The 21,045-nt window shown below is 71.5% G+C and carries 15 protein-coding genes; 8 read left to right on the top strand and 7 right to left on the bottom strand.

Going from position 1 to position 21,045, the window contains the following annotated elements:
• Positions 1 to 478: 478 nt before the first annotated feature.
• Genes D7X12_RS23145 through D7X12_RS23155 form a run of 3 tightly spaced genes read right to left on the bottom strand, consistent with a single transcriptional unit; the run spans position 479 to position 5,726 of the window.
• Positions 479 to 1,399 (bottom strand): PhnD/SsuA/transferrin family substrate-binding protein, encoded by a 921-nt coding sequence (locus D7X12_RS23145; protein WP_120627456.1) that lies wholly within the window; start codon positions 1,397 to 1,399, stop codon positions 479 to 481.
• Entirely contained in the window at positions 1,396 to 3,909 is a 2,514-nt protein-coding gene (locus D7X12_RS23150; protein ID WP_120627470.1) for a tetratricopeptide repeat protein, read from the bottom strand. Before D7X12_RS23150 ends, D7X12_RS23145 begins: the two co-directional genes overlap by 4 nt.
• An 8-nt stretch (positions 3,910 to 3,917) precedes the next feature.
• Positions 3,918 to 5,726, bottom strand: coding sequence for a PP2C family protein-serine/threonine phosphatase (locus D7X12_RS23155; RefSeq protein ID WP_120627457.1), 1,809 nt, complete (start codon positions 5,724 to 5,726; stop codon positions 3,918 to 3,920).
• A gap of 308 nt (positions 5,727 to 6,034) precedes the next feature.
• Here D7X12_RS23155 and D7X12_RS23160 point away from each other — a divergent pair, with 308 nt between their 5' ends.
• The 3 genes from D7X12_RS23160 to D7X12_RS23170 all read left to right on the top strand — a co-directional run bounded on the left by D7X12_RS23160 (position 6,035) and on the right by D7X12_RS23170 (position 8,699).
• Complete coding sequence (locus D7X12_RS23160) at positions 6,035 to 7,042, top strand: thiamine pyrophosphate-dependent dehydrogenase E1 component subunit alpha (RefSeq protein WP_120627458.1); 1,008 nt, start codon at positions 6,035 to 6,037, stop codon at positions 7,040 to 7,042.
• A 2-nt stretch (positions 7,043 to 7,044) separates the two neighbouring features.
• Positions 7,045 to 8,100 (top strand): alpha-ketoacid dehydrogenase subunit beta, encoded by a 1,056-nt coding sequence (locus D7X12_RS23165; RefSeq protein WP_120627459.1) that lies wholly within the window; start codon positions 7,045 to 7,047, stop codon positions 8,098 to 8,100.
• 197 nt (positions 8,101 to 8,297) lie between these two features.
• Positions 8,298 to 8,699, top strand: a complete 402-nt coding sequence (locus tag D7X12_RS23170) for a GNAT family N-acetyltransferase (protein WP_244224731.1) — start codon at positions 8,298 to 8,300, stop codon at positions 8,697 to 8,699.
• Between the two features lie 67 nt (positions 8,700 to 8,766).
• Here the strand turns inward: D7X12_RS23170 and D7X12_RS23175 are convergent, their stop codons facing one another.
• Entirely contained in the window at positions 8,767 to 9,126 is a 360-nt protein-coding gene (locus D7X12_RS23175) for a TIGR02266 family protein (protein ID WP_120627461.1), read from the bottom strand.
• Between the two features lie 127 nt (positions 9,127 to 9,253).
• On the opposite strand from D7X12_RS23175, the gene D7X12_RS23180 reads away from it, so the two are divergent.
• The 3 genes from D7X12_RS23180 (at position 9,254) to D7X12_RS23190 (ending at position 12,070) form a co-directional block, all read left to right on the top strand.
• Positions 9,254 to 10,138, top strand: a complete 885-nt coding sequence (locus D7X12_RS23180) for a hypothetical protein (RefSeq protein WP_120627462.1) — start codon at positions 9,254 to 9,256, stop codon at positions 10,136 to 10,138.
• Between the two features lie 222 nt (positions 10,139 to 10,360).
• Positions 10,361 to 11,629 carry an SGNH/GDSL hydrolase family protein gene (locus tag D7X12_RS23185; protein ID WP_120627463.1) on the top strand — a complete coding sequence of 423 codons (1,269 nt, stop codon included), beginning with the start codon at positions 10,361 to 10,363 and terminating at the stop codon, positions 11,627 to 11,629.
• Positions 11,630 to 11,719: 90 nt separating this feature from the next.
• Positions 11,720 to 12,070: a DUF2845 domain-containing protein gene (locus D7X12_RS23190; RefSeq protein ID WP_120627464.1), complete on the top strand. Its 351-nt coding sequence runs from the start codon at positions 11,720 to 11,722 to the stop codon at positions 12,068 to 12,070.
• A 3-nt stretch (positions 12,071 to 12,073) separates the two neighbouring features.
• On the opposite strand, the gene D7X12_RS23195 is transcribed toward D7X12_RS23190, so the two are convergent.
• Together D7X12_RS23195 and D7X12_RS23200 are read right to left on the bottom strand one after the other, a co-directional pair.
• A complete protein-coding gene (locus D7X12_RS23195) occupies positions 12,074 to 12,802 on the bottom strand; it encodes a hypothetical protein (RefSeq protein ID WP_120627465.1) in 729 nt (242 codons plus the stop codon).
• Between the two features lie 46 nt (positions 12,803 to 12,848).
• On the bottom strand, positions 12,849 to 15,518 hold the full coding sequence (locus D7X12_RS23200) for a phosphoenolpyruvate carboxylase (RefSeq protein WP_120627466.1): 2,670 nt from the start codon (positions 15,516 to 15,518) through the stop codon (positions 12,849 to 12,851).
• A 201-nt stretch (positions 15,519 to 15,719) separates the two neighbouring features.
• Between D7X12_RS23200 and D7X12_RS23205 the strand changes: the two genes are divergently transcribed.
• Both D7X12_RS23205 and D7X12_RS23210 read left to right on the top strand, forming a co-directional pair.
• The gene (locus D7X12_RS23205; protein ID WP_120627467.1) at positions 15,720 to 18,068 is read left to right on the top strand and encodes an immune inhibitor A domain-containing protein; all 2,349 of its coding nucleotides are present in this window, start codon (positions 15,720 to 15,722) and stop codon (positions 18,066 to 18,068) included.
• 125 nt (positions 18,069 to 18,193) lie between these two features.
• Complete coding sequence (locus D7X12_RS23210; protein WP_158620105.1) at positions 18,194 to 20,524, top strand: glycosyltransferase family 39 protein; 2,331 nt, start codon at positions 18,194 to 18,196, stop codon at positions 20,522 to 20,524.
• Positions 20,525 to 20,611: 87 nt separating this feature from the next.
• Here the strand turns inward: D7X12_RS23210 and D7X12_RS23215 are convergent.
• On the bottom strand, positions 20,612 to 21,045 hold a 434-nt coding region (locus D7X12_RS23215), incomplete at its 5' end, for a GNAT family N-acetyltransferase (protein ID WP_147443779.1).

Here is a 21,045-nt window from a genome sequence, read left to right on the forward strand (position 1 = left end):
GCCTTGCCCTTGCGGGGCTTCGCGGCGCGGGGCGCGCGCGGGGTGGCGGCGGCAGGGGCCCGCTTGGTGCGCGCGGGCTTGGTGCGCGTCTTCGGCGCGGGCTCGGCCGCGTCCTGTGCCTGGCCCAGGGCCGGGAACAGCAGGCTCAAGGCGCACAGCACCAGGGGCAGGTACATGCGCGCGCTCTTGCGCCCCAAGACCATCTTCGCCGCATGGTTTTGCGGCCCACAGTACCGAGTCGAGTCCATCGTTCTCAATTCCACGAGGGGAAGCAGAGAGCCTTCAGCGGTCCTGTACGCCCCGGTTCAAAGCCGATGCGCCTGACAATCGTCCAATCGGGCGAACTTCCTCCCCTGAACGATAGCGCTCACTGTCGGGAAGCTACCGCAGTCACTCCACCGGGGCCAAGTCATGGCCACCGATGCGCCCAAATCCCGCGAGTCACCCTGCTTGTGGTCGCGGATCAGCCCTTCCAGGTTCAGTCGTCCGGCTGTTCGGAGCTCAGGGCCAGGTCTTCCGCGAACGGCGGCAGCGCCGGCCCCAACAACTCCGAGCGTACGAGCACCGGCGGCTCCACGCGCAGCTCGGCCGCGTCCGCGAAGACGGGCTGGCGCTTGGGCGGGCCCTGCGTCACGAGCCGGCGGAAGTCCTCGAACTCGCGGCCCGGAATGGCAGTGAACCCGTCGAACGGGGCGACCGCTCCCACCGAGGACAGGGACTGGGACAGCGCGTCCGCCCCGCCCTTCAGGTCCACCAGCACCGCGCCCGGCACCTTGCCGCTGCGGAAGAGCACCCGCACCTCCCTGGGCACGTGCGCCACCGGCACGAGCGCGGCCTCCGCGCCCTTCGCCTCCAGCATCTTCACCGCCGACTCCACGTTCGGCACCGGCACCAGCTTGAAATGACGCTGTGCATCCAGGTCGCCGCCCAGGACGACGTGGGAGACGAACTTCGGATCCGCGGGGCCCGCGCCCTTGACGAGCGCCATGCGCTTGCCGGCGAGGTCCTTCACGGAGCCCTTCTGGGTGGAGATGATGGCCCAGCGCTGCTGCGTCTCACCGGCGCGCGGCGCGTACGCCACGGGCTGGGCCTTGGCGCCCAGCTGGACCGCGGCCCAGGCATCCACCACGGCGAAGTCGATGAGCCCCTCGCCCACCGCCTTGGCGAAGTCCTCGTAGCGGCCGAAGCTGCGGGCGGCCACGGGGCGGCCCAGGCTGGCCTCCATCTTCTGGGCGAGCGCTTCGGCGTACTGGAAGCGCTCCTGCCCGTCCGACAGCGAGGTGGCGAGGAACACGCCCAGGGTCGCCTTCTTCGGCGCCGCGGACGCGGGGACGGCTGCGATGAACAACACGGCGGCGAGCACCTGGCTCCACCGCGCGAAACAAGCTGACGTCTTCACGGCGTCTCCTCCGCGGTGGCCCCGGACTGCGCGGCGCCCTGGGCGTCGCCAAGTCCGTAGAGTCCCTGCAGGCGATCCTTCCACTCCCGCACCTGGGCGGCACGGGCACCCGCGCCCGACGCCAGATAGCGGCGCCACGCCTCCACGGCCTCGGCGGGCTCGTGGCGGCGCTCCTGCGCGTCGATGCCCAGGTTGAGCGCCGCGACGGGCACGCTGTTCTCCAGGCGCTTCCAGGCCGCGAGCGCACCCGCGGTGCTGCCCTGGCGCCACTCCACGCACGCCAGGTTGTGCTGCACCTGCGCGTCGTCGGGCGACGTCGCGAGCGCGGCCTTGAGGGCCTTCTCGGACGCCTTCATGTTGCCGGAGGCGTACGCGAGCGCCGCCTCACGCCGCAGGAGCGCGCCGGTGAGGGCGCCCGTCCAGCGGGGCTGCCCGGGCATGGGCTTCTTCTGCGCCGCGGTGAGCAGCTTGCGCGAGGGCGCCACCTTGCCCTGCCGGTACAGCACCCACGCGTCCGCCAGCGCGCGCGAGTTGGGCCACGCCCACTCCGGTACGGGGGTGAGCGCGCGCTTGATGCCCGCGGACGCCTCCGCGAACCTCCCCTCCTCCGCGCGCGTGAGCGCCCGGGCGAAGGTGGCCAGCTTCGCCAGGTCCGTGCGCTTGCCGGTGCCCAGGCGGTCCACGGCGTCCAGGTCGCGGTTCGCCGCGGCCGCGTCGCCGGCCTCCAGCTTCGAGAGGGCCCGGCGCACCAGCACGCGCGGCAGGTTCGCCTCCGCCACCTTCGCGGCCGTCTTGGACGGCCCCGCGTCCGTCAGCCGCTGCACGGCGGCGTCCACCTGGCCCAGCTCCACCTCCGCGAGCGCGGCGCCCGCGGACGCCTCCGCGCGCTGATCCGGCTCCTGCGTCGCTTCCCCGGCCTGGGTGAACGCTGCGAGCGCGGCCTGCGCGTCGCCTCCGCCCAGTCGCGCGTAGCCCAGCAGCAGGTGCTCGCGCCAGGTCGCGCCCGGCAGCGTCACGGTGCCCTCCAGCACCTTGCGCGCCTCCGCGAACTGGCGGGCATCCAGCAGCGCCGCACCCAGGCGGCGGCCCATGGGCACGGAGCGGTCCAGGTCATACGCGCGGCGCAGGTCGCGCACGGCGTCGTCCAGGCGCTGCGTGCCGGCGCGGTCGCGCGCGCGGTGGGCCAGGGCCCGGGCCAGCCACTGCTTCGCGTTGGCGTTGTTCGGTTCGACCTGGAGCGCGCTGCCGTAGTCCTCGATGGCCTGATCCCACTGGCCGGTGGCGAAGTGGTCCGCCCCCAGCAGGTTCCAGCCCAGCGCCTGGCGCGGCGCCATCTCCACCACGCGCCGGTGCACCTCCACCGCGCGCTGGAAGCGGCCGGCGCGACGGTTGACGGAGCCCAGCGTCGCCCACAGCTCCAGGCTGCCGCCGCCCGCCTTCACCGCGCTCTCCAGGAACTGGATGGCCTCCTCGTGGCGCGACTGCGCCTGGAGCGCCTTGCCCACGGCGATCTGCCCCATCAACAGGCCGGGCTGCAGCGCCAGCACCTTGCGGTACTCGGCCTCCGCCTGCGCGGGCTGCTTCTGCGCGAGCCGCACATCACCCAGCAGCAGGTGGGCAGCGGGCGTGTCGCTCACCTTCACCAGGGCCAGCGCCTGCGTCTCGGCGCGCGGCACGTCGCCCGCGGCGAGGTACTGCCGCGCCAGCTTCTCCTTCGGCTCCGGCACCTGGGGGAACTTCGTCACCAGCCGCTCCAGGAGCGCGCGGGACTCCGGCACGCGGCCCTCCAGCTCCAGCACGGAGGCGAGGCCGATCTGCGCGGGCGCGGACTCCGGCCGGCCCGCCTGGGACTTCTCGAAGGCGGCGCGCGCGGCAGGGGCGTCCCGGCGCAAGAGGTGCGCCTTGCCCAGCAGCTCGTGGATCTGGAAGTCGTTGCCGGCGAGCTTCTCCGGGCGCAGCGTCAGGTAGCGCTGCAGCCGCGTCACGGCGCGGTTGCCGTCCTGCGCGTACAGGTAGTAGCTGGCCAGGTAGTAGTGGACGATGAGGTGGTCGGGCTGATCCGCGGCGGCCACCTTCTCCAGCACCGGCACGGCCTCCGCGAAGCGGCGCAGCTTGAAGTACGCCGTGCCCAGCGGGTACGCGAGCGTCAGGTCCTCCGGGTTCTGGGCGAACACCGGCTGCACGCGCGCCACCGTGCGCTGGAAGTCCTGGAGCGCGTTGGCGGCAGCGCCCAGGCCCGCGGCGGACGCGACGGAGCGCGGGTCCTCGCCGAGCGCCTGTTCGAAGAGCTGGAGCGCCTTGCGGAACTTCTCCTCCGCCTCCTTCTTGTCGCCCTTGGCGAGGGCGGCGTTGGCGGACACGAGCACCTGGTCCCCCTGCTCCGCGAGGCGCTGGGCCTCGGTGGCGGGGGGCGGACGGAACTGCGCGAGCGCCGTCGGTGGGCCGGCCAGCGTGGCCAGCAGGACGAGCGCGGTGGAGACGCGGCGCGGGGGACGGGAGGATGGGCGCATGCGGTTCGTCACGGCGTGGGGGCGGGGCTGAATTCGGCGACGATGACGGTGATGTCGTCGCGCTGGGGCTGGCCGGCGCTGTAGGCGCGCACGTCCGCGAGGAGCGCGTCGCGCAGGGCGTCGGCGGGGAGGTGGGCGTTGGCCTGGAGCGCGGCGGCCAGCCGCTGCGTGCCGTACAGCCGGTTGGCGCCGTCGCGCGCCTCGGTGAGGCCGTCCGTGTACCAGACCACGATGTCGCCGGGCCGCAGCTGCGCCTGGCGCGAGGTGAACTGCGACGCCACGCTCGCGCCCAGCAGCGGGCCTCGCGCGGGCAGCGACGCCATCTGTCCGCTGTGCCGGTTGAAGACGGCGGCCGCGGGGTGTCCGCCCGCCGCGTAGTCGATCTGGCCGTTGTAGACGTCGATGACCGCGAGCGCGCTGGACATCTGGTGCTCGCCCCGGCCCACGTTGGCCAGCGTCACGTTGAGCGCGGTGATGAGCATCTGCGCGTGCACCTGCGACGGCTCGCGCAGCGTCATCGCGGAGGCGAAGCCGCTGGTGGCGCTGGTGGCCACGAGCGACGTGGACAGGCCGTGGCCCGTCACATCCCCGATGCCGATGACGACCCGCCGGTCATCCAGCGCGGCGCGGAACCACCAGTCACCGCCGCACGCGTCCGCGGGCACCACGAGCCCCGCGAGCCGCAGGGGGCCCACCGTCACCGCGTCGCGGCCGGGCAGGAGCGTCTCCTGCACCGTGCGCGCGAGCGACACCTCGCGCTCCAGCTGCGCCTTGGCGCGCACGTCCTCGAGCAGGACCTTGATGCGCTCGGCCATGTGGTTGAACACCACGCCCAGCGTCGTCACCTCGCGGCCCGCGCCCGGCGCCGTGCCCGCGCGGGCGCTCAGGTCGCCCGCGGCCAGCTGCATCACCTTGCCGGTGAGGGCGCCCAGGGGCCGCGTGATGCGGCGGCTCTGGTAGGCGGCGATCACGCCCGCCAGCACCACGAAGGCCAGCCCCAGTTGCAGGATGCGCACGGTGTTGGCGCGCACCGCGGCGCGGTTGGACTCCTCCACCTCGTGGAGCTGCTTCTGCAGGTCCTCCAGCGAGTAGCTGATGACCACCACGCCCTTGCCGCCCAGCGAGCCGTAGTCGAGCGGCTCCTGGAACTCGAAGACGGGCTGGCCGTTGAAGAAGGCGCTCGCCCAGCGGCGCTCCGCGGTGCGTCCCCCGGAGGCAGAGCCCAGCTTCGCGGTCGGGTCGCTGTCCGCGACGAGCTGTGACTCCGCGTCGAACATCTGCACGCGCAGGATGTTGCGGTTGTCCGCGATGATGGAGCGCGCCACCTCCGTGAGGAACGCGTAGTTGTTGTCGCGCAGGCTGGTGGCGGACGAGAGCGCCAGGGTGTGGCTCACCGTCTGGCCCAACTCGCGCGCCTGGGCCTGGAGCCGCTGGGTGAAGCGGTCCGACGCCACCGTGAGCGCCGTCTCCGTCGTCTTCGCCGACAGCAGCGCCAGCAGGCCCACGATGATGATCACCAGCGCGCCGGTGGTGACCAGCAGGAGCTGATCCAACCGCAGGCCCCGGATGGCGGCCACGTTGGGCAGCTCGCCCGCTTCCAGGGGCGCGATGAGGGTGTGCGTGGCGTCGGACTGGGGCAGCCCGAGCGCGCCCGTCATCCGAGTGGCCGTGTGGTCGCCGCCCCGGAGGGAGGTCAGCTCCCGGGAATGGGTACCGGTGTACTCCGGAGGCGGCGGGGGCGTGGCGGCATCCGGCGCGTCCGGGGACTCATCGGAGCCATCAGGCGCGGGCTCGAGGCGCGTGTTCGTACGGGACAAAGGCACACCTGGGGGTGCCCGTGTGGGGAATACACGGGCGGGGCGGCGCGGACTGTATCTCACTTCCTCATAGACGCGAGGAGTCGACCTACCCCCCTGCTCGCTCGGAGCGCCCCTTCCCCTGGCCCCCTGGCGGCCGGCCGGTCGTGGGCCTGGAGGGGCCATGGATGAGTTCTGCTCATTGCCGCGTCGCGCCACCGGCCCCTGAACGCAGAGCGGCAAACACCGGACCGTGCAGGGTCCTTGAGTCGGGGGCCCGCGTTCGGAGTATAGGGGCCTCCCATTTCCCCTTCAGAGGTCCTCCGCGCGTGTCACGGCCCCGTCTGATCAAAGAAAACTCCGCGCCGCTTTCGCTCGCCCGAGAGCAGCTCATCCGCATCCACGATCTGATGGTGAAGGCGCGCGTCCTCGAGGAGCGCCTCATCCAGATGTACAAGCAGGGCCACGGCTACTTCTGGATTGGCGGTCCGGGGGAGGAGGCGTTCAACGTCCCCCTGGGCATGCTGATGAAGGTGGGCCAGGGCCTGGACTACGACTACCTGCACGGGCACTACCGCCAGTCCGCGACGCTGCTGGCCATGGGCGAGGAGCCCATCGGGGCGCTGCGGCAGATGAAGAACACGGCCTCGGACCCGTACTCCGGCGGCCGCAACTTCGCGGGGCACTTCACCCGGCGCGAGAAGAACATCGCGCCCATCACCTCGCCCATTGAAGTGCAGTACTCCATCGCGCCGGGCACGGCGATGGCGCAGAAGCGCCACGGCGGTGAGGGCATCACCATCGTGACGGGCGGCGACGCGGGCACGGCCGAGGGTGACTTCCCCACCTGCCTCGTGTGGAGCAGCCGCCCCGCCAACCCGCTGCCCATCCTGATCATCGTCACCAACAACAAGTGGGGCATCTCCACCACGTCGGACGGCCAGCACGGCGAGACGAACATCAGCGACCGCGCGCGCGCCTTCAACATCCCGGCGAAGACCATCAACGGCAATGACCCCGTGGAGTCCTACCAGGAGCTCCAGGCGGCGATGGAGTACGTGCGCAAGGAGCGCAAGCCCTTCTTCATCGAAGCGCGGGTGTCGCGCCTGTACGGGCACTCGTCCGCGTCCGGCGCCAACTTCGTGAACGAGGAGCAGGACTGCCTGCGCCTGTTCGAGGCGCGGCTGGAGCAGGAAGGCGTCATCAGCCGGGAGCAGATGGACGACGTGCGCAACCGCTACAGCGAGGAGCTGGCGGCCGCGGCGCGCACCGTGCGCGACGAACCGCAGCCCACCGGCGACTCCATCTGGAACCACATCTACGCGGAGAAGAACTAACCATGGCGAACATGGCACAGGCCATCCGCATGGCCCTGCACTACGCCGAGGAGAACCTGGGCGTCACCGACATCTTCGGCGAGGACGTGGGCGCCCCGCTGGGCGGCGTCTTCACCTGCACGCAGGGCCTGAAGACGGCGTGGAACAGCCCCCTGGACGAGCGCGGCATCATCGGCGCGGCCATGGGCCTCGCGATGGCGGGCAACCGGCCGGTCGCGGAGATCCAGTTCTGCGACTACATCTACAACACCATCGACCTGCTGAAGATCGCGGGCAACACGCACTGGGCGACGAACGGCGACTGGAACCTGCCCATGGTGGTGCGCACGCCCGTGGGCAGCGGCATCCGCGGGTCGATGTACCACTCGCATTCCTTCGACGCGACGATGACCCACATCCCCGGCTGGAAGGTGGTGATGCCCTCCACCCCGCTGGACGCGTACGGCCTGCTCATCTCCGCGTGCCAGGATCCGAACCCGGTGATGTTCCTGGAGCCCAAGGCGCTCTTGCGCGTGAAGGGCGACGAGCGCATCCCCGGTGAGCCCGAGGATGACCGCGCGCTGTCGAAGCTCATCGACGCGCCGCTGGGGGACCGCACGCAGTGGAAGCCCCAGTGGCCGACGCTGGAGGCGTACGCGGTGCCCATCGGCAAGGGCAAGATCGTCCGCGAGGGCACCCAGGTCACCGTGGTCAGCTACGGTCGCACCCTGCCCCTGTGCGCGAAGGCCGCCGCGACGCTCGCCGAGGAGGGCATCAGCGCGGAGGTCATCGACCTGCGCTCGCTGTGGCCCTACGACTGGGAGATGATCAAGGCCTCCGTCCAGAAGACGGGCCGCGTCCTGTACGTGAACGAGGACACCGAGGTGACCAACTTCGGCGAGCACCTGGTGCGCCGCACGGTGGAGGAGCTGTTCTACTCGCTGCTCGCGCCGCCCCGGCTGGTGGCCGGCAAGTTCATCCCGGGCATCGGCCTGGCGGATGCGCTGGAGATGGCGTCGGTGCCGCAGCAGGCGGACATCACCGCCGCCGTGCGCTCGCTGGCGGGCGAGCAGCCCTGACGGGTCACACCCACACCGCGCGTCCCGGCGGTGGCGCCTGAAGATTCTTCCGGGCCGTCGTTCCTCTTTGGAGGTCCGACGGCCCTGTCGCTAGTATCGCGAATGCCTTGTCCCAGCCCATTGTCCGCACCATGACCCCTGCTCCCGACGCCAACGCCTTCCGCATCCGCCGCGCGCGTCGAGGTGATGCCGAGGTCATGGCACTGCTCCTGCGCGAGCTGGGCTATCCCCAGGGTACCGACCAGCAGACCGTGCACTGGGTCATCAGCCATCCGGAGATTGAAATCTTCGTGGCCGGCGACCCTCAGGACCGCGCGGTGGGCATGGTGTCCTTCTCCCACCGTCCCCAGCTGCGGCTGCGCGGGCGCGTGGCCACCGTGGACGAGCTCGTCGTGTCCGAGGGCTGGCGCCGCCGTGGCGTGGGCCGGGCGCTGCTCGCGCAGGTGGCCCAGCGCGGCAAGGTGCTGAGCGTGAAGCAGCTCCAGCTCATCGCCCCGCTCAACGTCACCGACGAGACGCGCGCCTTCTACAAGGCGTGTGGCTACGTCGAGGGGGACTCCGGCGTGTTCCGCCACGCGGAGAGCGAGACGAAGCTGTAGTCGCGGTGAAGGGCGCCGTCGCCGCGCCCCGGCCCATGGCCAGGGGCTTGCGGCCGGCGCCAGGCGTTCAGCGCCGCCGGAAGCTCGCGATGACGCGGCGCAGGCGCTCGTGGTCCTCTTCGCTCACGTCGATGAAGCGCACGCCGATGGCCTCCGCCTCGTCGCGCACCCAGGCGATGACGCCGGTGAGGTGGAACTCCTCGCCGTCCACCATCATGGCCAGCCGCACCTGCGAGCCCACGTCGTAGGACTTGCGCGTGCGCAGGCACAGTCCTCCCGCGGACAGGTTGAGGGAGTAGGCGCGCAGCGCGCGCGCAGCGTCCTCCGCCTGCTCGAAGCGCACCTCGAACCGAGCCGTCACGCGCTCGTCGGCGCGACGGTTCAAATACGGGTCTGGTTCCACCGGCCCATCCAACTTCGTGTTCATGCGCACCCTCACCCCCTCGGTCCTGAATGCCGAAGTGTCGGCTGGTTTCCAGGCCCGGTTCAAGGGGCCCCGAGAGCTCGAACGGCTCGTGTAAGTCCCAGATTACTTCCACGCCAGGAGTTTCCGGATGGCCGCGCGTCTCGTGTTGTTGGGTGGTGCCCTGTTGATGGGGTTGTGGGTGGCGGGTTGCGACGACGGAGAGACGCTGAAACCCCCGGCGGACGCGGGGACAACCGTGGATTCTGGGGTAGATGCCGGTGATTCCGGGACTGTCGATCCCGGCGACGGTGGCGGGGGTCGTTCCGACTTCACCTGCAACGTGGTGAAGCAGGACGGCTGCGCGGCGGGCCAGAGCTGTCTCTACACGGACCTGACGGACGGCGGCACGGGCAGCCGGTGCTTCGAGGGCGCGTGTGATCCGGTGCGGCAGGGCTGCGCGTCCGGCCAGCGGTGCACCTACGTGCGCTCGGACGCAGGCGATACGCAGCGGCAGTGCGTGGCCGCGGGCACCGCCGCGGAGGGCGCGCCGTGCACCCTGGCGGAGGCACCGCCGGGACAGACCTACGACACCTGCGCCGCGGGCCTGTACTGCAAGGACGAGGCGCTCTCCGGCGGCGGCACCGGCTTCTTCTGCCGGAAGCTGTGCCACGCGACGTCCGACTGCGCCTCCGGCGACTGCAACACGGTGCTGCGCCTGGCCGGCACGCAGGAGCTGCCGCTGGTGTGCGGTCCGCCCTCCTCGCCATGCAACGCGTTCAGCCAGGACTGTGAGAGTCCGCTGGGGTGCTACCCGGCCTCCAACGGTCCGGTGTGCGCGGGCAGCGGCACGCTGGCCGAGGGCGCCGCGTGCGAGTTCAGCAACCAGTGTTCACCGGGAAGCACTTGTGTTGTCTCCGGGGGCACTGGCAATTGCCGGACATTGTGCCGCTTCCCTTCGGGCTCGCCTGCCTGCGCGAGCGGCTCCTGCCGTGCCATCACGAACAACGGGGACGTGGGCGCCTGCGTCCCTTGAGCCGCGGCGACGGTTTTGCCCACGGGGGGAAGGTTTCCGCCCGCCGTGGAGCGCGCTCCAGACTGGAAGCCCCGGCCGCCCACCCTTGCGGTGGAAGTCGGCCGCCGCCGTCTTCCGCCTGGGCGGCACTCCAGCCCGCCGGGCAGCTGGCGCGATCCATGAATCATGCGGTCGCCATGAGAGCAGGTCGTGCACATTGTGTTGCGCCGGGAGGGTGCGGGTATGGGTCTGAGGAAGGCGCTGTGCTGGAGCTGGGTGGGTGCCCTGGGCCTGTTGGCGGGGTGTGGAGGCATCGATGACAGCGACGGGACACCGGACTCCTCCGGCGCGGGCAGCTCGAACGCGGAGGTCACCGCGCCCGCGCCCACGCAGTCCGTGGAGGCGGCCCCCACCTTGACGCTGCACGATGGTCGCAAGGTCCAGGCCACGCCGCCCGTGGCGCCCGCGCCCGCCGCGTTCCAGCCGGGCTTCCACCAGGCGCTGCGCTTCTCCGGCTATGCGGGAAGCGTCACCACGTACCGCCTGCGCGTGCCCGTGGGCCGCGCGGGCTCCCGGGTGCGCGTCACCTTCCGTTCGGGCGACGGGGCGATGACGTTGCAGCGGGCCACGGTGGCGAAGGCGGGCGCCAACGGCGCGCTGGACTCCGCGCCGGTGGCCCTCACCTTCACCGGCAAGCCAGGGTTCACCACGGGCACGCGCACGCTGGTGACGTCGGATCCGGTGCCCTTCCAGGTCGCGTTCCGCGACGAGCTGGCCATCTCCTTCGAGGCCCAGGGCTCCATGGGCCAGAGCACCATCGACGCGTTCCCGGGCAGCTACTCGCGCGCCGGGGCGTACGCGACGACGCAGGGCGTGCTGGGCGGACAGGAATGGCAGAAGGCGACCGCGGTGGCCACGGTGGACGTGGAGGGCGTGCTGGGCCGGGCCTTCGTCACCATCGGGGACAGCATCACCGAGGGCTACATGGACACCAAGAACGACACGCGCAACGCGTGGCCGGCCCTGGTGGAGGCGCAGCTCGGGGTGCCGGTGGTGAACTCGGGCGTGTCCGGCCAGGGCTTCTTCGACGCGAACACGCAGCTGCCGCAGGAGGTGCTCGCGATGCAGGGCTTCACCGACTGCATCGTGCTGCTGGGCACCAATGACCTGGCGAGCGACCTGACGGTGGCGAAGCTGCAGCAGCGGATGACCCAGCTCTTTGATCAGCTCGAGCCCCGGTGCCGGCTGTGGGTGAGCACGCTGCTGCCCAAGGAGAAGACGAACTACGGCAGCTACGAAGAGGTGAAGGCGCAGCGCCACGAGTTCAACGCGTGGATCCGCGGGCAGACGCGCGCGGAGGTCATCGACCTGGAAGCGGTGACGCGCCAGCCAGGCAACGTGGACCTCTTCCTGGACGGGCTGGAGGTGGACGGCATCCACCCGTCCGCGCAGGGCCACCGCGTGATGGCCAACGAGGTGGTGCGCGTGCTCAAGGAGAAGGGCGGCCTGTAAGTTGGAAACCGTGCTTGGGGATTGAATAGGTTCAGGGCTGCCGCGTCCGTGCGGTGCCCCCGAGCCTTTCTTTCCCTTCACGGAGCCGTCATGCGTGCCCTGTCCGCAAGCCTCGTCGTCGTCGCCTGCCTCGCCCTGCCCTCGCTCGTCCACGCCTCCGCGCTGCGCTGCGACAACAAGCTCGTCTCCGAAGGCGCCTCCAAGACGGACGCGCTGATGAAGTGCGGCGAGCCCATGTCGAAGGAGAGCCGCACGGAGGTCATCAGCAACAAGGTCAAGGTGCGCAGCCCGGACCGCACGGAGCAGGTCTCCCAGGAGGTCTCCTCCTCGGTCACCATCGAGGAGTGGACCTACAACTTCGGGCCCAACCGGCTCATGCAGACGGCCATCTTCCGCAACGGCGTCCTGGTGGACGTGCGCAGCGGGACCTACGGCAAGTAGGGCCTACGCGGGGATGGCGGTGCCTTCGAGCAGGCCGTGCTTCTGGAGGAGCGCGGCCAGCGCGGGGGGCGCCAGCATCCAGTCCTCGCGGGTGGGCACCCAGCGCACCGGGGCCTGGACGGCGGCGAGCCGCGCGTTCACCTCCGCGATCATCGGGGCGAAGGTGGGCTGCGGGAGGTCCCAGCTCCCCACCCCGGCGACAATCTCCACGCTCCCGGGCTCCACGCGCACGGCGGGCTGCCCCTGCACCGGCTGCACGGAGAAGCCCGGCAGGTACGGCTGCATCGCGGCGGACAGCCGCTCCAGCAACGTCGGATCCTCGAAGGGATGGGCGCCCTCGAAGTCGAAGAAGGTGGGCAGCTGCGCCTGGAGCTCGTCGCGCAGGGGGTTCTCCTTGCTGTCGCGCCAGGCGTGCTCCGCGAGGACGCGGGCCTCGAAGGGGACGCGGATCTCCCAGCGCTCCAGGACCGCGAGCAGCTCCGCGACGCGCTCCACCTCCTCCCACGGCGGCTCCACGCGCTCCACCCAGGAGACCTCCGACACCGTCTGGCCCCGGCGCACGCCCGACACCCGGTCCCCCTTGCGCAGCTGGAAGGGCGGCGCGTTCGTGAACTCCGGATCCGGGTAGAGCGCGGTGTGGACCTGGACCTGGACTTGGCCCGCTTCCGGACGCAGGCGCGCGAAGCCGTGCTTCGGGTTGATCTCCTCGACGGTGAACGTCTCCTGGGCCATCCCTCGGTCTCCTCGCTGCCAGGTGCTGCTGCCCTGGCCTCTTCTCTTAACCGGTGTTGCGCATGCCCGCAGCAATGCCGTTGAGCGCGAGCAGCAGCGGCCGGTCGCAGGCCGTGTCGCCGTCCCGCTTGCGCTTGAGCAACTCCACCTGGAGGAAGGACATGGGGTCCACGTAGGGGTTGCGCAGCGCGATGCTCCGCTGGAGCTGGGGGTTGTTGTCGAGCAGCTTCCCCTCCCCCGTCAGCGTCTTCACCGCGCGCCGGGTGCGCGAGTGCTCCTGCTGGATGCGCAGCCACAGGGGCCGCGTGGACGCTGGGGCCAGCTTCGCGTACCGGGCCGCGATGGCCATGTCCGTCTTCGCCAGCACCATGGTCACGTTTTCGATGACCGCGCGGAAGAAGGGCCATTCCTTGTACATGCGCTGCAACAGCGCCGCGCCCTCGGGCGTGGCCCCGTATTCCTCCAGCGCCGCGCCCACGCCGTACCAGCCCGGGACGATGGCGCGCGTCTGCGTCCAGGCGAAGCTCCAGGGAATCGCGCGCAGCGTCTCCAGGCCCCCCGCCTTGCGCTTGCTGGGGCGCGAGCCGATGGGCAGCGCGGCGATCTCCTCCACCGGCGTGCCCGTCATGAAGAACTCCACGAAGCGCGGGTCGTCCCAGACGAGCGCCCGGTACGCCTTGCGGCCGACCTCCGCGAGCACGTCGAACGCGGCGCGGAAGGCCGTCTCGTCCTCCGGGGACGGCCGCGGCTGCGCGTCGAGCGTGTGCAGCAGCACGCCGCCCACCACCAGCTCCAGCGTGCGCTGCGCCAGCTCCGGGCGCGCGTACTTGTGGTCCATCGCCTCGCCCTGCTCGGTGGCCTTGTAGGCCCCGGCCACCGTGCCCGGCGGCAGCGCGAGGATGGCCGTCTGGGCGGGACCACCGCCGCGTGCCACCGTCTCGCCGCGGCCGTGGAACAGGCGCAGGGGCACCTCGTGCTCGTCCGCCACGTGGGTGAGCGCCACCTGGGCGCGGTACAGCGCGGCGCTCGCGGCGAGCAGGCCCACCTCCTTGCCGGAGTCGCTGTAGCCCACCATCACCTCCTGCACGCCCCGGCCCCGGAGGTGCTGGCGGTACTCCGCGTGGGAGAACAGCGCGCGCAGCACGTCCGGCCCCGAGTCCAGCGCGCCCAGCTGTTCGAAGAGCGGCGCCACGTCCACGGTGGCGCACTGGCGCTCCGCGTCCCAGAGCCCCGCGTGCTTCAGGCACTGGAACGCCGCCAGCACGTCCTCCGCGGTGGAGGCCATGGAGAGGATGAGCGTGCGGCAGACGGACTCGCCGCCCTCGTCCTGGCCCTCGCGCAGCTTCGCCAGCACCGCCATGAGGCGCGCGCCGCCCTCCGACGGCGGAGCCCCCCCAGCGATGGAGGCCGCCGCGCTCACCGCGTCCTCCGCGGGCGCGCGCACCTCCAACTCGCCCAGCCCCAGGCCCAGCGCGCGGACGCGCTCGGACATGCGGCGCACCTCGCGCAGGCCCGCCGTCTCCGCGCGGGCCGCGAAGAGCGAGCGCTCCAGCACCGCCAGGTCGTCGCCCAGCGCCTCCGGGGAGCGGTAGGCCTCCGGCGCCAGCGTGGATGGCAGGCCTTCACGGCGGGCCAGCACGTGCCGCAGCGCCAGCATCAGCCGCTCCTCCATGAAGCGCAGCTTGCGGCGCCACGGCTCGCCCGACGTGCGCGGCCCCTGCTGCTTCGCCACGTCCGGCAGCGCCCTGGCGTCCTCCTCCAACGAGCGCTCCAGCTCCTGCGTGGGGCGCGCGTGCCGCTCCGACTGCGACAGCATCCCGCCCAGCCGCTCCACGTCGCGCAAGAGCAGCCTCAGGCCCCGGGCGCGGTGCGCGCGCAGCGTGTCCGCGAACACCTCCGGCGTCACCAGCGGGTTGCCGTCCATGTCGCCGCCCACCCACGAGTGCACGCGCACGGGGGTGTCCAGCACGCCCAGGGGCTCGCCGTAGGCGCGCTCGAAGGCCCAGTCCAGCGCCTCCGGCAGCTGGGACACGGGCTCCGCCAGCATCTCCTCCACGTACCAATGGACGTTCTTCACCTCGTCGCCCACGGTGGGGCGCTCGCGGCGCAGCTCGTCCGTCTGCCAGAGCGCGGTGATCTCCTCGCGCATGGACAGGAGGTTGGCGGCCGCCTCGCGCGGGGTGAGCGCGCACCGGTCGCGCTCCTCCAGCAGCTGCGCCAGCCGGTAGAGCTTCTCCAGGAGCGTGCGGCGGACGGCCTGCGTCGGGTGGGCGGTGAAGGTCAGCGTCACCTTCAGCGTGCCCAGCGTCTCGCGGACCTTGTCCGCGCTCACGCCCGCGTCCTTCAGCGTCTGCAGCGTCGCCTCCAGCGAGCCGCGCTGGGGCCGGGTCGCGGTGGGGCTCGCGTGGGCCCTCGCGCGGCGGATGCGGTGGTGCTGCTCCGCCAGGTTGACGAGCTGGAAGTAGACGGAGAAGGCGCGCAGCACCGGCTCCACCTGCTCCGACGGCAGCCGCCGCAGCACCGCCGCCAGCTCCGCCGCCGCCGCCCGCCGCCCCGCCACCGGCCCGCGCCGGCGCTGGATGGCCAGGTGGCGCACCTCTTCTTCCTTGTCGAACAGGGCCTGCCCCTCCTGCTCCACCAGGACTTCGCCCAAGAGCCGGCCCAAGAGCCGGACATCCCGCCGGAGCGGGGGATCCACCGGACGTGTACGCGCCATATCGGACCAGGAAGGTAGTCCCTCACCCCATCCCCCTCCTGCCCATTCTTCAATTTTCGCCCACCAGCGAACGAAGACTCACTCCGTCCTTGCAGGAATTATTTAACCTCCCGGTCTTCCAAAATGGACATGTCTTCCATTAGAAACAGCTCCCTCCCGGACGTACCGGGTCCGAGTCCTGAACCCCGAATAGGAGTTGCAATGCGGAAACCTCCCTCTTGGCTGGCATGGAGCCTCCTCGCGTTCGCGGCGCCGTCCGCGTACGCGGAGCGCGCGTGGTACGAGAAGCCGCAACCCGACATCGCCCCACCTTCGACCCTGCGCAGGGTGGCCACGGAGAACACCACCGACGACCTGCCGCACCGGTTGGGTGAGCAGCAGAAGGAGCTGAAGGCGCAGGCGCTGAAGGAGCGGCTCGAGGGCCGCGGTCAGCCCGGCAGGGTGCAGAAGCTCCCCAACGGCAAGTTCGTGGAGATGGAGCTGGAGCGCACGGACCGCATCTTCGTGATCCTGGTGGAGTACGGCACGCAGATCCACCCGGTGTTCGGCAACCCGACCACCAACCCGGGCGGCAACATCCCGGGCCCGCTGCACAATGAGATTCCGGCCCCGGACCGGACGGTGGACAACACCACCATCTGGCAGCCGGACTACGACAAGGCGCACTTCGAGAAGCTGTACTTCGACACCACGCCCGGCACGGACTCGGTGGCGAACTACTACAAGGCGGCGTCGTCCGGCCGCTACACCGTGAACGGCGCGGTGTCCGAGTGGGTGCGCGTGCCGTACAACGCCGCGCGCTACGGCAACAACCTGTGCGGCTCCTCCAGCTGCTCCAACTCCATCTGGCCGCTCGTCAGCGATGCCATCAAGGTGTGGACGCAGGGCCAGGTGGCCGCCGGCAAGACGCCCGCGGAGATCAAGGCGTACCTGGACACGTTCGACACGTGGGACCGGTATGACTTCGACGGCGACGGCAACTTCGACGAGCCGGACGGCTACATCGACCACTTCCAGCTGGTCCACGCCGGCATGGGTGAGGAAGTCGGCGGCGGCGCGCAGGGCCCCAACGCGGTGTGGAGCCACCGTTGGTTCGCGTACAGCACGGGCCTGAGCGCGGACGGCACGGGCCCCGCGTACAACCCGAACGGCGGCACCCGCTTCGCGCCGAACGTGGACAAGTGGGTGGGCGACTACACCATCCAGCCGGAGAACGGCGGACTGGGCGTGTTCGCGCACGAGTACGGCCACGACCTGGGCCTGCCGGATCACTACGACACGACGAACGCGGCGGACAACGGGACGGGCTTCTGGACCATCATGTCGTCGGGCTCGTACCTGAACGACGGCACGACGGACATCGGCACGCGTCCGGGTGACTTCTTCGCCTGGGACAAGCTGCAGCTGGGCTGGCTGGACTACGCCACGACGTCGGCCGGCCTGTACTCGTACCACAAGCTGGGCCCCGCGGAGGTGACGTCCAAGAACGCGAAGCAGGCGCTGATGGTGAAGCTGCCCGGCAAGCCCCGCGTGCAGCCGACGACGGCGCCGTTCGAGGGTCAGTACGCGTGGCAGGGCGGCCAGGGCAACAACCTGGACCGCGTGCTCGTGAAGACGGTGAAGCTGCCGAACAAGAAGCCCGTCACCTTCTCCTTCAAGACGTGGTTCGACATCGAGGAGGACTGGGACTACGCCTACGTCGCGGTCGCGGTGGACGGCGGCGCGTTCGTCAACCTGCCCAGCCCGGTCAGCCGCGACACGAACCCCTGGGGCAACAACCTGGGCAACGGCATCACCGGCACGTCCGACGGCTGGGTGCCGCTGGAGTTCGACCTGTCCGCCTACGCGGGCAAGACGGTCACGGTGAAGATCCGCTACAAGACGGACGGCGCGGAGTTCGGCAAGGGCTTCCTGGTGGACTTCGTGCAGCTGTTCGCGGGGACGAAGTACGTCTTCGGTGACGACGCGGAGTGGGGCCACAAGTGGTGGGACCAGTCCACGTTCTTCCACACGGACGGCACCAACACGTTCTACGACCACTACTACCTGGCTGAGTGGCGTCAGTTCCGCGGCTACGACGAGACGCTGGCCACGGGCCCGTACAACTACGGCTTCAGCGCGGATGGCCTCTTCGACTACGCGGAGCGCTACTCGTACAACCCCGGCCTGCTGATCACCTACTGGGACACGTCCGTGCCGAACAACAACGTGTCGCAGCACCCGGGTGAGGGCCGCATCCTGCCCATCGACTCGCGCCCTCAGCCCCTGCAGCGCAGCGACGGCCGCTACTGGTCCGGCCGCGTGCAGACGCACGACGCGACGTTCGGCCTGGAGCCCAGCTTCCCGCTGTCGCTCAAGCCCAACGGCTTCCCGCGCAACGAGTACGCCTCGCAGCCCGCGGTGCCGGTGTTCAACGACACGAACACCTTCTGGTACGCCACGCAGCCGTTCGCGGGCGTGAAGGTTCCCGCGACGGGCACCATCATCGAGGTGCTGACGGAGAACTCCAGCCAGACCGTGATGCAGGTGCAGGTGCGTCCGGTCGAGTGAGCGCCTGACGCGCTCTTCGCACTGACGCCGTGAAGTCAGGAGGCCGGTCCCGTTCATTCGCGGGGCCGGCCTTCGTCATGAGGAGGGCTGTCGCGCGTGCCCGGGCCTGTAGGATGGGGCCCCGCGTGAACGCCTCCCCTTCCCCTCCGCCGCTGTCCCGCCGCTGGCTCGTGCCCGGGGTGCTGGGCCTGATGTGCCTCCTCCACGTGGTGCTGGGGCTGGGGCTCCTGCCGGGGTGGATGTTCGGCAAGTACCCCGACAGCGCGCGCATGTGGGCCGCGGGCCGGCTGTCCCCCGAACAGGGCGCGGACTTCAGCCCGCTGTACCTGCTGCTCAACGTGGTGCTGTCCCCCGGGCCGCTGCGCTTGCTGCAGAGCCTCGCGGGCGCGGTCGGGCTCGTCGCGGTGTACGTGCTGGGCGCGCGGCTGGTGTCGCGCACGGCGGGGTTCGTCGCGGCGGCGCTGCTGGCGGTGACGGTGCCGGTGCTCCTGTACGAAGCGACGCTGGAGCCGGACCTGCTGGTGATGGTGTTCAACCTGGCGGCGCTGGCGCTGCTGGCGGCGGCGAGCCCGGGCTTCCGGATGCCGTCGGTGGTGGGCGCGGGCGTGCTCCTGGGGCTGTCGGGGGCCACGCGGCCCACGGGCCTGTTCATCCTGGGGTTCGCGGCGCTGTGGGTGGCGCGCGAGGCGTGGGGGGACGGGCGCCGGCGCTTCCTCGCTCCGGCGGTGCTGCTGGGCGTGGGGTTCGTGGCCTCGGCGCTGCCGACGCTCGCGGTGCGCGCGAAGGTGGGCTCGCAGCTGGGCGCGACGATGAGCGCGGGCGCGGTGCTGCACATGGGCAACCGGCCGGAGGGCACGGGGTTGGGTGCGCAGCCGCCCACGCTGCTCAAGCAGTATGAGGCGCAGCTGCGCTCACCGGACCGCCCGGACTACGCGCACCACCTCTACCGGGAGTTCGCGCGCGCCGACACCGGGCAGGCGCTGTCGCCCGCGGACGCGGAGCTGTTCTGGGTGAAGAAGACGCTGGCCTTCGCGCGGTGGGAGCCGGGCAGCTTCCTGGGGCTCGTGGGCCGCAAGCTGGCCTTCTTCTTGTTCGGTCCGGACGGGCATGACCTCGTGGAGGTGCGGCGCGCGGAGGCGCGGCTCGGGGCCTGGCCGCTGGTGAGCGCGCAGGTGCTGGGCCTGCTGGGGCTCGCGGGGTTGCTCGTCGCGCTGTGGCGGCGGGAGCGCGTGGGGCTGGTGCTGATGTACCTCGTCGCGAGCTCGGCGCTGGCGCTGGGGTTCTACGTGGTGAGCCGCTACCGCGTCGCCGCGCTGCCGGCGTGGGCCCTGCTGGTGGGGGTGCTGGTGTCCACGGCGGTCCAGGCGCGGCGACGTCCGCGTGAGCTGGCGGTGTGCGTGGGACTGGTCGTGGTGGCGTGCACGCTGCCCGTGCTGTTCCCGTTCGTGCGTGACGTGCAGCGGCAGTTCGAGCGCGGGGAGACGAACGCGGCGGACGGGGTCGCGCTGGCGTCCGCGCTGGCGGCGGGGCGCCATGACGAGGCCACGCGCGCGTTCGTGCGGCTCCAGGCGGCGCAGCCCTTCACCGCGCTGCTGCGCAATGTGCGGGGCGTGCCCTTTGAATCACCCGAGGTGGCCGCGCATTCGGCGGCGCTGTCGCTGGAGCGCTTCGGGGCGGACACGCCGATGGACCTCTTCTTCATGGCGGAGCTGGCCCGGCGCGCGGGCCAGTGTGAGCAGGCGCTGACAGCGGCCCGGGCGGCGGTGGGGTTCCGGGGCGTGCTCTATGACACTTCACTGGATCCGCGGCTCGTGGCGGCGCGGTGTGAGCTGGCTCGGGGCGACCGGCCCGGGGCGCTCGCGGAGGCGGTGCGTTCGCTGGAGGAACGTGGAGGCACGCTGGATGCGCTGGCGTTCGCGGTCGCGGCGGCGGAGGCGCTGGGGGATCCGCGCCGCGAGGAGTGGGAGCAGGAGCTGTTCGCGCTCCATGACTCGCTGGATGCACGGCATGCGCGAGGCAGCGCGCGGCTTGTCTGGGGCAATGCGGCCGGGGCGCTCGCGGACGCGGAGGGCGTGCTGGCCCTCTTCCCGGACCTGGCTCCGACGGAGTACCTCCGGGCCTCGGCCCTGGCCGCGCTGGGACGTCACGAGGAGGCGGTGCGCTCCTATACCGTCGCGCTCCAGCGCACCCCGACGGCGGCCTTCCCCACGGGGCCGCTGGAGCAGGCCGTGGCGGCGCGGCTCGCGGAGGCGCCGGACGCGTGGCGGGTGGTGGCGCTCGCGGCGGAGCACCATCTGCGGGCAGGACGGCTGGAGCTGGCGCGCACGCTGTATGCGCGGGCCCTGACGCTCGCGCCGAAGGATGCGGGCCTGGCGCGCGCGGTGAGGGAGCTGGAGACAGCGCGTCCCTCGGGCATCACGGTGCCTCCGCCGCCCGTGGTGAACACGGCGCCGTAAACGCATCACGCTCCGCGCGGCATCTCGACACGAGGTCCGGCCTGCGGATGGGCGCGTGTCACGCCCCGGGCGTGCGCTGCATCCTGGTCACAGCGTCCTCGTGAACTTGAAGCTTGAGGAAGCCCGCTCGTAGCCCAGCGCTTCGTAGAAGCGGTGCGCCTCCTCGCGGTGGCTGCGCGAACGGAGCATGAGCACCTGGCAGTCTCGCGCCCGCGCCCACACTTCCGCCTCCGCCATCAACGCGCGGCCACAGCCCGTCCCCCGGTGCGCGGCGTCGACGACGAGGGCGGCGACCTCGGCGGTGCGCGGCAGGTGCAGGGCCGGACGCTCCTGCACGTGCATCCACCCCACGATGCCTGCTGGCTCCCGCTCGGCCACGAACACCGCCTGACCGGGCGCGGCCTGGAGCCGCCCGAAGCGCTCCTCCAGCTCCGGGGCCGTCGCGGGCCACCCGAGCTGTTCACACAAGCCCACGAGTCCGGGCACATCCGAGGGGCGCAGGGGGCGGAGTTGAACAGGGG

Origin of the sequence: Corallococcus sicarius (genome assembly GCF_003611735.1) — a bacterium.
Lineage (GTDB): Bacteria > Myxococcota > Myxococcia > Myxococcales > Myxococcaceae > Corallococcus > Corallococcus sicarius.

Excerpts from the sequence above, each read along its gene's own strand:
- D7X12_RS23185 (WP_120627463.1), top strand. The coding sequence starts at position 10,361 with ATGGGTCTGAGGAAGGCGCTGTGCTGGAGCTGGGTGGGTGCCCTGGGC.
- D7X12_RS23195 (WP_120627465.1), bottom strand. The coding sequence starts at position 12,802 with ATGGCCCAGGAGACGTTCACCGTCGAGGAGATCAACCCGAAGCACGGC.
- D7X12_RS23175 (WP_120627461.1), bottom strand. The coding sequence starts at position 9,126 with ATGAACACGAAGTTGGATGGGCCGGTGGAACCAGACCCGTATTTGAAC.
- D7X12_RS23150 (WP_120627470.1), bottom strand. The coding sequence starts at position 3,909 with ATGCGCCCATCCTCCCGTCCCCCGCGCCGCGTCTCCACCGCGCTCGTC.
- D7X12_RS23170 (WP_244224731.1), top strand. The coding sequence starts at position 8,298 with ATGGCACTGCTCCTGCGCGAGCTGGGCTATCCCCAGGGTACCGACCAG.
- D7X12_RS23205 (WP_120627467.1), top strand. The coding sequence starts at position 15,720 with ATGCGGAAACCTCCCTCTTGGCTGGCATGGAGCCTCCTCGCGTTCGCG.
- D7X12_RS23180 (WP_120627462.1), top strand. The coding sequence starts at position 9,254 with ATGGCCGCGCGTCTCGTGTTGTTGGGTGGTGCCCTGTTGATGGGGTTG.
- D7X12_RS23190 (WP_120627464.1), top strand. The coding sequence starts at position 11,720 with ATGCGTGCCCTGTCCGCAAGCCTCGTCGTCGTCGCCTGCCTCGCCCTG.
- D7X12_RS23165 (WP_120627459.1), top strand. The coding sequence starts at position 7,045 with ATGGCGAACATGGCACAGGCCATCCGCATGGCCCTGCACTACGCCGAG.
- D7X12_RS23200 (WP_120627466.1), bottom strand. The coding sequence starts at position 15,518 with ATGGCGCGTACACGTCCGGTGGATCCCCCGCTCCGGCGGGATGTCCGG.